We start from the raw sequence: 12,822 nt of genomic DNA, 5'->3' as shown, positions 1-12,822 counted from the left end.
AAGGAATCAAAACCAAAGTACAGTGAAAATGCATCACAAAATAGTATTCATTTTGCTTGTCGCCATCGGGCTTCAAAGCTGTTCTTCTACTAAAAATCTAGCAGAGGGCGAATTGCTGTATACGGGTGCCAAAGTAACGGTTGAAGGACCAAGCAGCTCAAAAGAAAAAAAAGCATTGGCTACAGAATTGAATGCTTTAGTACGTCCGATTCCCAATCAATCTTTCTTAGGCATTTATCCAAAACTATCCATTTACAATCTGGCAGGAACACCCAAAACCGAAAAAGGATGGCGGAATTGGTTGCGCACCAAAGTAGGTGAACCACCCGTTTTGAACACCAAACTCGATCCCGAATACAATCGCTTAGTACTCCAAAATTATTTGGAAAACAAGGGTTTTTTCAATGCAAAAACCAAAGCAGATACGATTATAAAAGGCAAAACCATTCAGGCCGTTTACACCGTCACACCTTCAAAACAATACCGCATCAAAAAAGTGGTATTCCAAAAAGATTCTTCGGATTTGTCCAAAGCCATTAGCAGTACCGAAAGAAGAAGTTTGCTAAAAATCGGCAATACCTACAGCCTAGAAACCATAAAAGAAGAGCGCATCCGTATCGACGAACGCTTAAAAGAATTAGGGTTTTATTACTTCAGTCCCGAATATTTAAAAATTCAAGTGGACTCAACCGTAGCCCAACAAGAAGTCGATTTGATTATAAAAGTAAAAGAGGAAACACCCGCCCGTGCCCGATTTATTTACAAAATCAACCAAATTGTAATTTATCCTAATTACACCTTGGGATCCGATACGATAAGTGCCTCCAAAAAAGCAGTAATCCAATACAAAGATTTTTCAATCGTAGACAGCGATTCGCTGTTCAAACCCAAAGTTTTTGACCGTGCATTGTACTTCAAAAAAGGAGATGCATACAACCGTACCAATCACAATCTATCCTTAAATCGCTTGGTGAATTTAGATGTTTTTAAATTGGTTAAAAATGAATTTCAGCCTTCGTTGATAGAAGGCAATTATTTAGATGCCTTTTACTACTTATCTCCTTTAGAAAAAAAATCATTGCGTTTTGAAGTTTTAGCCAAAAGCAATTCTGCAAATTATCAAGGAACAGAATTGAATGCCAATTGGAGCCACCGTAATACGTTCAGAGGTGCCGAACTGATTTCGATTTCAATTTTTGGCGGATATGAAGTACAAATTTCAGGGCAAAATAATGGCTATAACGTGTTCCGCATTGGTACCGAAGCCAATTTGATTTGGCCGAGAATGATTTCTCCAATCCAATTCAAAATGAGCAATCGCTTTACTCCAAAAACCAAGGCAACTTTGGGCTATGAATTTCAAGATCGTCAGCAATTGTATAGGCTGCAAACGTTTAAAGCGCTATTTGGGTACAACTGGAAAGAAAATGCTCGAAGAGAACATACCTTAAACATCGCTGAAGTCATTTTTGCCCGACCTCAAAATGTAACGCAATTGTACCTCGATGAAATAAAACTCAATCCCTCATTGGGTAAAGTGATTGAACGCCAGCTAATTTTTGGCCCTACTTACTCTTACACCTATTCCAACACGACTCAGAATAGAAAGAAAAACACCATCTATTACAAAGGTACGGTAGACCTATCGGCTGCGGTTACTGGCTTGATTGCTGGTGCCAACATCGATAAAAAAGATACGTTAAAAGTCTTTGGAGTGCCTTTCAGTCAATATGTAAAAATCGAAAATGAATTCCGCCATTTTTTAAAATTAGGAAAAGAAACACAATTGGCCAGTCGAATTATAGTCGGAACCGCTTTGCCTTTTGGGAATTCTAAAGAAATGCCTTTTATCAAACAGTTTTTTATTGGAGGAACCAACAGTATTCGAGCCTTTAGAGCACGTTCTATTGGTCCGGGAAGTTATTTAGATGAAGCGATAAATACCGATGGTTTTTTGGCGGATCAATCAGGAGATATCAAAATCGAACTCAATACTGAATACCGAACTACCTTATTTAGTTTTGTGAAAGGAGCTGCTTTTATCGATGCGGGGAATATTTGGTTGCTCAATGAAAACAAAGACAAACCAGGAGCCAAATTTTCTAAAAACTTTATGAAAGAAATGGCCGTCGGCGCTGGACTTGGATTGCGTTTTGACTTTAATTTTTTGATACTTCGAACGGATTTTGCTTTCCCGCTTCGTAAGCCTTATCTTCCTGAAGGCAAGCGTTGGGTTATTGACCAAATCAACTTGGGGAGTGGTGCTTGGAGAAAAGAGAACTTGATTTTTAATTTGGCTATTGGGTATCCGTTTTAATGTTTGTTGAAAAGCTGGAAAAACTTAACAAAATTTAACCGCAAAGTTCGCAAAAGGGTTACGCAAGGGTCGCAAATAATTAAACGGCTTTTTAAAACATATAAGATTCATATAAGTTGTAGTGTATTATAGCTTAGTAAAAAGGAACGCATAGTTTTTTACCTTTTAATCTGTGAAAATCTGTGTCTACAAGCTTAACCGCAATGAGCGCAAAGGGTTACGCAAGGGTCGCAAGGTTTTTTTTAAAAATCTGTGTAAATCTGTGTAATCTGTGTCAAAACCTTAACCGCAAAGTTCGCAAAGGTTTACGCAAGGGACGCAAAGCTTTTCTAATCTTTAATCTGTGAAAATCTGTGTAATCTGTGTCAAAAAAATAACCATAAAAAAAGCGCGATCCTAAGAATCGCGCTTTGTAGTTTCATTATTAGACGGTTAGTTCACCAAGAACAAAGCATTGCTAAAGAGTAAATTTCCGTTTTCCCAAAAAGCTCTAAACAATGGGTTATCTACCATATAAATCACTTTTCCAGACCCTTTGTAGTCTATGGCGAAATTTACCGTTTCGGGTAATTCTTTACCAATTTCGTGACCTACGAAACCATAGCTTTTGTAGCCTTTAGGAACATACGCGATATTTGAAGCGTTTTTCAATAAAGCATAATGACGGCTATCGGTTTTTAAACTGAAATATTTTTTACCTAAACCAAATGCCATCGGATGAGTAACATCCAATACATTTTCGATAATCGCACCTGGTATAGCATCCGACATGGAACGACGCTCTTCGTTCGCTGAATCTAAGAATCGTTTTTTCAATTCTTTTTCTTTAGCGGTTTTTTCTGCTTTTTGCTTGTCATCATCGGTCGCGTGAGCATTTAATGCAAAACCATCTTTCCCATCAAAAATATCCAAAGCTCCGTTCATAGCAATGATTTTTCCACCACTACTCACCCATTCGTTGATGTGTTTTTGTTCCCCATCAGAGAAATCATAATTGCCATCTGCCAAAATCAAGGTGTTGAATTCTTGCAATTTCACTCTTCGGAAACGATCCACATCTACAATGCTTACAGGATAGCCAATGGTCTCTTCTAAATAAAACCAAACCGATCCAAAATCAGTTGAATTAACTCCTCGTCCTGATAAAAATAAGATTTTAGGAGCTGTCAACAACGGGAAGTTTTCTCCTCCTAAATCTCTAGCATTTTTTGAATACCCAGAAGACAGCATAGAAAAATCCGATTTCTTTTTAACGATTTCACCCACTACTTTTTCAAAATCAACCACCTTTGGGTTATCGCCTTTGCTCACGATTATCCCCCCAGGTGCTACAGTAGTACTTCCAAAAATAGCTTGTTTCATCGCTGAACGTACTTTGATGCCTCTTTGGTGTAATAATGCTACCACTTGAGCCGAAATACGGTTGTTCCAAGGAATATGAAACGCATACACTGAACTGGGTATAGAAGATGAAGTCGTTTCTATCGCAGGTTTTGTTTTGATATTGATAGCATTTTTCAAAGCATACCCTTCTACACCATACGCCAATGGCAACGCCCAAGCCGTAATGTCATAAGACAAACTATCATTCAGTTTGTGATTGGGTTCGAACAAAATTTGAGCAAAAACGGCTTTTTGTTGGTCTACTTTTACAATCATATCATTAGGCTCGATGGTAAAGCTGTTCTCTTTTTTCGTTTGGTAATTAAAACCACTTGCTGATTGTTTGGCATCGGCATACGAAAATTCGATTTTGTTTTTTTGCAACAAATCGGCCAATTGCTCTAATTTAGGATTGCTTTTCATTACATAAGTTGCATACTTCCCTTTCATGGTTTTTCTAGAAGTATTCATAAACCCTCTAAATCCTTTCAACAAAGGTTCCACTTGAGAAGCAGCCGATTCCACTATCGTTAAAACCGTTGTTGCGTGATGTGTCAAACGGTCTTTGATGGTGAGATTCGCGCCGTTTTCCAGCATCACATCTCTTCCAGCACCAATTCCGCCTTGCTCTATTGTCATTCCTACAGCACCGTTGTACGTTGGATACGTATCTCCATAACTTGGGTAAAACAAATCGAAACGCTCGCTAGTGTTGTACAACCAATTTTGAGCATCGAATTTAGCCGATATGTTTTTTCCTAACAAAGCATGAAAATCTTTTTGATACGGCTCAATAAACTCATGCAAAGGCTCCGCAGAAGGTGGAAAAAAGTAAGGTGAATTATAGCCTTGCTCGTGAACGTCTGTATGCACTTGCGGCATCCATTGGTTGTACAAAGCAATACGTTGCTGGCTTTCTTTTTGGGTTTGCCAAGCCCAATCTCTATTCAAATCAAAAAGATAGTGATTGTAGCGTCCACCAGGCCATTCTTCCATGTGCTCTCTATCGGTAATACCCGGATGTGTTTGTTTTCCAGCGATTTCATGCAACCAATTTCCGTATCTTGAATACCCATCAGGATTCACACAAGGGTCAAGAATTACCACAGTATTTTTCAACCATTCTTTGGTCGTTTTATTCTCTGGATTGGTCAATTCGTAGGCAACAGTCAAAGCACTTTCGGTTCCCGCCCATTCGTTTCCGTGAACGTTGAAACTCAACCAAACAATTAATTTATCCCCTACCGTTTTGGATTGATTGGGTGCCATACCAATGGAAGCTAAATTGTTCAATCGGATTTGCTCCAAATTCGCTAAATTCTCAGGAGTAGAGATAAAATACACATTCAAGTTGCGGTGCTCCGCCGTTTGGCCGTATCTATACGGTTTGATGTAGGGCGTTTGCGCTACCAAATGCTCAAAATAATCTTCAACTTGATGGTAAAAAGTAATGTGTTGACCATAATCAGGAATGAACTGAGAAGGACTTTTTACTTGGGCCGAAACCCAAACAGTACTGGCTAAAAATAAAGATAGAATTAGTTTCTTCATACTAGTTTTGGTTAATTAGAATTCAAAAATAGGGAAACCTATGGTATTGACCTAAATAAATTACCAACTAACTCATCACTCAAATTTGAACACCTTTTAAATTAGAAATCTATAAAAGAATACTAGTGCTCAATATTTAAAAAAATTACAATGAACAATAATCAACATACATTTATTTTCACACAACAAATAAAAAAAGTAAATTTGAGTGAAACCATTGAAAAACTGCCACTTAAAAAACTTTCCAAAATCAGACATTCATGAGCAAAGAAGAAAAACCAAAGAAAAAGAAGCTCCTTTTTGAAAAATTAAATCCAAAAGAACGAATCGAAAGAGCCAAACAATTTTCAGCTCAATTTAAAGTGCCTGAAGAAGCTCCTTTTCAACTATCGGAATACAAAACCGATATGGTGGTTGATATTAGTAACAAAAAATTGGCTAAAATATTAGCTCTTGGTGTCGACGCTTTGGCTGATATGCAAGAAATTCTATATGCGCAGGACAAATGGTCGTTATTACTCATTTTTCAAGCGATGGATGCCGCTGGAAAAGATGGCGCCATCAAGCATGTACTTTCGGGCGTGAATCCACAAGGGTGTCAAGTCTCTTCTTTCAAAGCACCAAGTTCCGAAGAATTGGACCATGATTTTCTTTGGCGTTGCCAAAAACATTTACCTGAACGAGGTCGAATTGGTATTTTCAATCGTTCGTATTATGAAGAAGTATTGGTCGTTCGTGTGCATGAACAAATTCTGAAAGCTCAAAAACTTCCACAAGAATTGGTTACAGAATCGATTTGGGAGGAACGTTTTGAAGACATTCGCAATTTTGAAAAATACCTGAATCGTAATGGAACTATCGTGATTAAATTTTTCTTGAATGTATCCAAAGAAGAACAAAAAAAACGTTTCATAGAACGCATTGACGACCAAGATAAAAACTGGAAATTCAGTACATCCGATGCCAAAGAAAGAGTTTTTTGGGACGACTATATGAATGCCTATCAAGATTTGATTCAAAAAACAACCACCACGCACGCTCCATGGTATGTGGTGCCTGCAGATAATAAATCGTATGCGCGTATTGTCATTGCTTCGGCCATTATCAATGCTTTGGATGAAATGGGATTAGAATACCCTAGAGTAAGTCCAGAAAAAGTAGCCGAATTGCAAGAAATTAGAAAGGCTTTGCTAGAAGAATAAATTGAAGTTCCTTTGCCAAGTCCGATAACTGTCTTGGCAAAGGATTTTTTTTTATTGATTTTCGGTATCTAACCAAACCAAAAATAATTTATAACCAATAGTCAGAATCACTGCGCCTAAAAAAAGCCCTAAAAAACCACTCAACATAAAACCACCAATCGCACCTAAAAAAACCACAGGCATTGGAACTGGTGCATTTTTACCCAACAAAATAGGTTTAAGCACATTGTCTGCCAAAAGCGTAATCAATAACCAAATCGATAATAAAGTTGCCGTGGTAGTATCTGATACCGAAAACATATAAATGGCAACTGGAATTGCGATAGGTCCTATTCCAATTTGAACCACCGCCAAAACCAAACAAGCCACTGACCATAAACCAGCAAATGGCACACCCGCAACAAAAAAGCCGATACCAGCCATAACCGCTTGTATTACGGCAACTCCTAAGAATCCTTTGACCACATTTTGAATGGTCGTGACAGTAATAGTGGAAAAATGCTCCCCGTTTTCTCCCGCCAATTTATAGAATACTTTACTAGAAATGACTTTTAAATTTTCTGAAAAAGCCAATAAAAATCCTGCTATGATAATAGATAAATTAAATTGTAAAATTCCTTTTCCAATGCCCGCAAAGGCAGATAATATCCAAGAGCCAACTGTTGTCACTTCCTCAGAATATTTCAATACCGTTTCTTGAAGATTATCCGAAGCATGCTGCCAAATCTCTACAATAGGTCTAGTAAAAGAAGGCCAATTGGCTGTAGTTTCATTGGGTGGCGGAATGATTGGTTCTCCAGCTTGATAATTTAAGGTCAAATAGCGGATACCTTCATAGAGTGATTCGGTTACCAAAATACTAGGTATAATTATTAAACTCAAAAGTAAAAGGGTCAACAAAACGATAGGCGTTTTGGTTCTACCTCTAAACAATTTTACCGCCGATAAATAAATGGGATACATTGCAATAGCGATAACCACTGCCCAAATTAATAACAATATAAACGGCTTTAAAATAGAAAAACACCAAAACACAATTAAAAAAAGCATCCCCAATCGGATGATGATATCGGTTATTTTTTCGAATTTATTTTCTTTAAAATCTGAATGCTGCTCTTCCATGTGTTGTTTATTTTATAAAAGTAAATATATCAATTTAAATTATTTTCCCCTTTCGAATTTGCATTAAAATTACCTTTAAACTCGTAAGGAGGCCGAGAAAGATCACCGATATTGAAACAGCTATCTCATTAAACAGTTCACCGATTTAACTGAATATTAATAAATAATTAATTTGATTCACATTTAAAAAGAATTCAATAATTGAACACTTATTTCAGTATAAAATTTTGCAGATTTAACATTGATTCCTATATCTTTGTTTTACAAATTTTACTCTATACTTATGGAAGAATGCATTTCTGTTTTCGATATGTTAAAGATTGGCGTAGGGCCATCAAGTTCTCACACCTTAGGGCCTTGGCGTGCTGCCGAACGTTTCCTTGAAGAATTACGTCTGGATTTTGATTTGGAAAGTATCACTAGAGTAAAAGTAGATTTGTACGGTTCGTTGTCTTTGACAGGAAAAGGACACGCCACCGATTTGGCCGTGATGCTAGGTTTAAGTGGTCAAGACCCAGAGTACATTCCAGTACAAGATATTGACGGCATCATCAAAGCTATTGAAAACAATCATTTGATTCAATTGGGCAACGAGAAAGCCCTTCCTTTTTATATTTTACAAGACATTGTTTTTCATAAAGAGTTTCTTCCTTTCCACGCTAATGGATTAACCTTTACTGCTTTTTTTGAAAATGAAACCGAATATACTTCCACTTTTTATTCCATTGGAGGCGGATTTGTGGTAAAAGAAGAGCGTAGCAATGCCAAAAAGAAAGTCGCTATAAAATGTGCTTTCCCCTTCCCTATCAACAATGCAGCAGAATTACTAGACTATACCCAAAAAGAAAACAAAAGCATCTCCGAAATTGTCTATGCCAATGAGATTTCGATGCGACCAGAAGCTGAAGTGCATAGTGAGCTATTACGCATTTGGCACACGATGTTAGAATGTATGTACATTGGCTGTCATTCGGAAGGCATATTGCCTGGTGGACTTAATGTCCGCAGAAGAGCCTTTGATATGCATCAAAACTTAATTGGATTATCGAATTATGATTCCCCACAATCTTGGTTGGAAGAAATTCGTAAAACCGAGGTGAAATTTCGTCAAATTCTAAAATGGGTCAGCTGTTTTGCCTTGGCGGTAAATGAAGTAAATGCCGCTTTGGGACGCGTAGTAACAGCGCCAACCAACGGAAGTGCTGGCGTTATTCCAGCCGTATTGATGTATTATATGGTGATTGAAAACCATCAAGCCGACGAAAAACAAATCAAACAATTCTTGATGGTAGCAGGCGAAATTGGAAGTATTTTCAAAAAAGGAGCCACTATCTCGGCCGCGATGGGTGGTTGTCAAGCCGAAATTGGGGTGTCATCGGCTATGGCTGCGGGCGCTTTATGCGAAGTAATGGGCGGAACCCCAGCACAAGTATTAATGGCTGCCGAAATTGCGATGGAGCACCACTTGGGCTTAACTTGTGACCCAATTGGTGGTTTGGTTCAAATTCCGTGTATTGAGCGCAATACGATGGGTGCTATTAAAGCCATCAACGCAGCGGAATTGGCACTCGAAACCGATTCTAAAAACGCCAAAGTTCCCTTAGATAAAGTAATTGATACGATGTGGCAAACGGCCAAAGATATGAACTCAAAGTACAAAGAAACCTCAGAGGGTGGATTGGCTATAGCGGTTAATATGGCGGATTGTTAATACAAATGAAACCTCGTTTCGTATACTTTATTCTTGCCCTTCTTACGATTGTTTTGGGAATTACTTCTCGAAAAATAGTGGGTATTCCCTTGTTTGTAGGCGATATCTTGTATGCCGTATTGGTCTATTTTGGTTTTCGGTGGCTGTTTGTGAAAAGCAAAACACCGTGGCAAATTGGACTTCCTTTACTATTTTGCTTTTTAATAGAAATACAACAACTTAGTACAGCCGCTGCACTAGTGGCGATTCGGGAAACCACTTTAGGACATTATGTCTTGGGACAAGGTTTTTTGTGGATTGATTTGTTCTGCTACACGATAGGTATTGGGTTAGCGTATGCTGTAGACCGATTTTATATCGAAAGAATTGTGACTTAATCCTAAACTTTCTCGAAGCAACGACTGCCCTAGCCCTGATGGGAACGGCATCCTGTGGCGCTGGGGTTCAGCGACACAGATACAGTGGACAGCAGGATTAGCTCCTAAACACTCCCTAATTTGAAATAAAACGTACAACCCAATCCGAGTTCACTTTTTACGCCAATGGTTCCGTTTTGCGCCTCGATGAACTCCTTTGAAATGGCCAATCCAAGTCCTGTTCCTGTTTTATGACTTCCGGGAATTTGGAAATATTTATCGAAAACTTTGTTTTTGTATCGCACATCTATTCCTTTTCCTTTGTCAATTACCGAAAAAACAACTTGATGATTTTCGTTTTTTAACTGTATGGTAATCGTGCTTTTTTCGGAGGAATACCGTATGGCATTGGTCAAAAAATTAATCAAGACCCAAACGGTTTTTTCGCTATCAGCTTTGATGCTTGGCAGGTTTTCATCGGCTTCAATGACTAGTTCAATTTGCTTTTGTTCTGCTTGCATTTTTACGGCTTCTGTGGCGTACTGTGCCATTTCGTATGGATTGCTTTTTTCGATATTCAACTGAATGTTTCCTGTTTCTACTTGTGAAAGTTCCAACAATTCACCTGTAATTTTCAACAAACGGTCACTGTCCTCCTTGATGCTATCTACCAAGTATTTTTGTTCCTCATTAATAATGCCTGTTCTTTCATTTTCTAACAATTGCAAACTCATTTTTATCGAAGCAATAGGCGTTTTCAGTTCGTGGGAAACGGTGGCTATAAAATTGGTTTTGGCAAAATCTAGTTCTTTGAAAAAAGTAATATTTCTCAAAATAATTACATTGCCTATGGCTATGGCTTGATCTTCTCCAGTTGGTTTTATAGTGATTTTTACAATCTCTTTTTCAAAATAGCTTTCCTTATCATCGGCAAAAATCTTCATTATTTGCGCTTTTTCATTTTCTGATTTATCTACTATTAAAGATTGCATCAAATCATTCGTCAAGCCCAATTTTTCAGCCGACTTTCCGACAACCTCCTCTTGTTTCAAGCCCATAATTTTGATGGCTTCGTCATTGATAAACAAAATCACACCCTCATTGTCTAACCCTATAATTGGGTCGTGCATATTGTTGATTAAGGTCTCTAAACGCTTTTTCTCAAAAGACAATTTGTACAAATTGCTATTGTGGTATTCTTGCAATTTTTCGGCCATTGTATTAAAGGAATTGGCTAGGTCTCCAAATTCGTTATGATTCATAAAATGCACCCTTTCAGTATAGTTTTTATTGGCGATTTGCTGAATACTTGCTGTAAGTTCCTTGATGGGATTGGCAATATTATTGGGCAAGTTGACCAACAAATTAAAGGCAATCAAAAAGCACAGCGTTCCCACAACTGCAATCCAAAAATTGGCTTTTTCGGCGGATTGTTGGGCGATAGCTCCTTTTTCCTTGATGGCATTCATATTCAATTGCATAATATCATAAATATCGGTTCGAATTTGTGCTTTTAGCTTTTCATCCTGAAGATTTTGTTTCAAAAAAGCAAAACCTTGCTTGAGTCGCATCGTTTTTTCGAACTCGCCTTTTTCTGTAATATTAGCCACTTGAGCCTCTAAATTCTTTTGAAAAACGGCAACTTCACCCACGGAATCAGGCGTAATTTTATCCAAAGCCGTTAGCATATTTCGAGAGTATTCTAAAGTGATATAGTTGGCTTTTAAAATATTTTGAGTGTCTTTTTTTATCAAAAAAACGTAATAGGAACTGACCAATGACAGGATAATGATTAAGCAAAATAGCAATCCTACGCCTAGATTTAATTTGGTTTTGATTCTCATTTTAGGTTAGTATTATAAATTATGATAAAATTACTAAATCAACATTCGATAACGAAAGCGTATTCAATAATCGTCTGAAAAGTGAGGTTGATAAAATAGCGTTTAGTAAACTATAGTGTGGTTTTCCAATGCAAACAGTTGTAATTTGTTTTTGTTCGACTATGGCCAAAATAGCATCGGTGATTTTCTTGTTTTCTACTTTAATTACTTCCGCGCCTAGTTCTGTGGCTAGCTTAAAATTATTAATCAAGCGTCTTTGTTTGTCTAAAGCAATTTTGTCGCTACTTTCTTTTGGCGTTTCAACATACAAAACATACCAATGACTATTGTAATAAGTAGCCAAACGAGCTGTTTTTCGAATCACTATTTTGGCAGTTGCATCATTAGAACTGATGCAAGCCAATAATTTTTCGTGACGCAATGCGATTTTTTTGGGAATTTCATTTTCTACTTTTCGAACCACTTGGCTCGCCACTTCTTTCAATGCTAATTCACGCAATTGCAAAATTTGGTCCGACTTGAAAAAATTATTCAAAGCCGTTTGAATTTTATCCGCAGTGTAGATTTTACCTTCTTTTAATCTGGCAATCAAATCCTCCGAAGTCAAATCGATATTCACCACCTCATCGGCCATTCGGAGCACATTATCTGGCACTCTTTCTTTGACATCTATATTGGTAATCTGCTTTACACTTTCATTTAAACTCTCAATATGTTGGATATTTACCGCCGAAATCACATTAATCCCTGCTTCAAGAATCTCCAAAACATCTTGCCACCGCTTTTCGTTTTTACTTCCTTCAATATTGGTATGCGCCAATTCATCTACAATCACCACTTCGGGACGCAAATTGATAATGGCTTGCACATCTAGTTCTTCGAGCTGCTTTCCTTTATAAAAAATACTTCGACGCGGTATAATTGGCAAACCGTCAAGTAATTCGTGGGTTTCTTTGCGATTATGCGTTTCGATATAACCAATCTTAACGTCAATTCCTTTCTTTAACAAGGTATGCGCTTCTTGCAACATTCGGTACGTTTTGCCTACTCCCGCACTCATTCCAATGTAAACCTTGAACTTTCCTCTACGCGATTTTTGGATTAAATCGAGAAAGTGCTTAACGTTATTTTCTTTTTCATTGTCCATACAAAACAATTTGGTTCTTAGTATTTAAACCATTAAGATGTTAAAAACAACTAACATCTTAATGGCAAATAAATAATTAGTAGCATTACCATTGGGGAAATACAACTTAAAATAAACAATTAACCACATAGAATCATAGATTAAAGCAAATCAACATAGAAAAAAAAGAAATAGTACTATTTTTCACAT

Annotated in this window: 8 protein-coding genes; 4 read left to right on the top strand and 4 right to left on the bottom strand. The window is 37.4% G+C overall.

The annotated features are described in order from the left end of the window. Positions 1 to 28 precede the first annotated feature (28 nt). On the top strand, positions 29 to 2,317 hold the full coding sequence (locus FLB_RS04475; RefSeq protein ID WP_064714748.1) for a BamA/TamA family outer membrane protein: 2,289 nt from the start codon (positions 29 to 31) through the stop codon (positions 2,315 to 2,317). A 432-nt stretch (positions 2,318 to 2,749) separates the two neighbouring features. Here FLB_RS04475 and FLB_RS04470 read toward each other — a convergent pair whose 3' ends face one another. Then, positions 2,750 to 5,251: a M14 family zinc carboxypeptidase gene (locus FLB_RS04470; RefSeq protein WP_064714747.1), complete on the bottom strand. Its 2,502-nt coding sequence runs from the start codon at positions 5,249 to 5,251 to the stop codon at positions 2,750 to 2,752. A 260-nt stretch (positions 5,252 to 5,511) separates the two neighbouring features. On the opposite strand from FLB_RS04470, the gene FLB_RS04465 reads away from it, so the two are divergent. Next, a complete protein-coding gene (locus FLB_RS04465) occupies positions 5,512 to 6,453 on the top strand; it encodes a polyphosphate kinase 2 family protein (protein WP_064714746.1) in 942 nt (313 codons plus the stop codon). A gap of 51 nt (positions 6,454 to 6,504) precedes the next feature. On the opposite strand, the gene FLB_RS04460 is transcribed toward FLB_RS04465, so the two are convergent. Continuing rightward, positions 6,505 to 7,575 (bottom strand): AI-2E family transporter, encoded by a 1,071-nt coding sequence (locus FLB_RS04460; protein WP_064714745.1) that lies wholly within the window; start codon positions 7,573 to 7,575, stop codon positions 6,505 to 6,507. Between the two features lie 283 nt (positions 7,576 to 7,858). Between FLB_RS04460 and FLB_RS04455 the strand changes: the two genes are divergently transcribed. Both FLB_RS04455 and FLB_RS04450 read left to right on the top strand, forming a co-directional pair. Continuing rightward, positions 7,859 to 9,286 (top strand): L-serine ammonia-lyase, encoded by a 1,428-nt coding sequence (locus tag FLB_RS04455; protein WP_064714744.1) that lies wholly within the window; start codon positions 7,859 to 7,861, stop codon positions 9,284 to 9,286. Positions 9,287 to 9,291: 5 nt separating this feature from the next. Then, the gene (locus FLB_RS04450) at positions 9,292 to 9,663 is read left to right on the top strand and encodes a DUF2809 domain-containing protein (RefSeq protein WP_064714743.1); all 372 of its coding nucleotides are present in this window, start codon (positions 9,292 to 9,294) and stop codon (positions 9,661 to 9,663) included. A gap of 104 nt (positions 9,664 to 9,767) precedes the next feature. Here FLB_RS04450 and FLB_RS04445 read toward each other — a convergent pair whose 3' ends face one another. Together FLB_RS04445 and FLB_RS04440 are read right to left on the bottom strand one after the other, a co-directional pair. Next, positions 9,768 to 11,486 carry an ATP-binding protein gene (locus FLB_RS04445; protein WP_064714742.1) on the bottom strand — a complete coding sequence of 573 codons (1,719 nt, stop codon included), beginning with the start codon at positions 11,484 to 11,486 and terminating at the stop codon, positions 9,768 to 9,770. A gap of 19 nt (positions 11,487 to 11,505) precedes the next feature. Then, positions 11,506 to 12,633 carry a sensor protein KdpD gene (locus FLB_RS04440; RefSeq protein ID WP_064714741.1) on the bottom strand — a complete coding sequence of 376 codons (1,128 nt, stop codon included), beginning with the start codon at positions 12,631 to 12,633 and terminating at the stop codon, positions 11,506 to 11,508. Positions 12,634 to 12,822: the final 189 nt, after the last annotated feature.

This window comes from Flavobacterium succinicans (assembly GCF_001662485.1).
Lineage (GTDB): Bacteria > Bacteroidota > Bacteroidia > Flavobacteriales > Flavobacteriaceae > Flavobacterium > Flavobacterium succinicans_A.
The sequence above is the reverse complement of the archived record's forward strand: the minus strand, read 5'-3'. Positions and strand labels throughout refer to the sequence as shown.

Excerpts from the sequence above, each read along its gene's own strand:
- FLB_RS04475 (WP_064714748.1), top strand. The coding sequence starts at position 29 with ATGCATCACAAAATAGTATTCATTTTGCTTGTCGCCATCGGGCTTCAA.
- FLB_RS04470 (WP_064714747.1), bottom strand. The coding sequence starts at position 5,251 with ATGAAGAAACTAATTCTATCTTTATTTTTAGCCAGTACTGTTTGGGTT.
- FLB_RS04465 (WP_064714746.1), top strand. The coding sequence starts at position 5,512 with ATGAGCAAAGAAGAAAAACCAAAGAAAAAGAAGCTCCTTTTTGAAAAA.
- FLB_RS04460 (WP_064714745.1), bottom strand. The coding sequence starts at position 7,575 with ATGGAAGAGCAGCATTCAGATTTTAAAGAAAATAAATTCGAAAAAATA.
- FLB_RS04455 (WP_064714744.1), top strand. The coding sequence starts at position 7,859 with ATGGAAGAATGCATTTCTGTTTTCGATATGTTAAAGATTGGCGTAGGG.
- FLB_RS04450 (WP_064714743.1), top strand. The coding sequence starts at position 9,292 with ATGAAACCTCGTTTCGTATACTTTATTCTTGCCCTTCTTACGATTGTT.
- FLB_RS04445 (WP_064714742.1), bottom strand. The coding sequence starts at position 11,486 with ATGAGAATCAAAACCAAATTAAATCTAGGCGTAGGATTGCTATTTTGC.
- FLB_RS04440 (WP_064714741.1), bottom strand. The coding sequence starts at position 12,633 with ATGGACAATGAAAAAGAAAATAACGTTAAGCACTTTCTCGATTTAATC.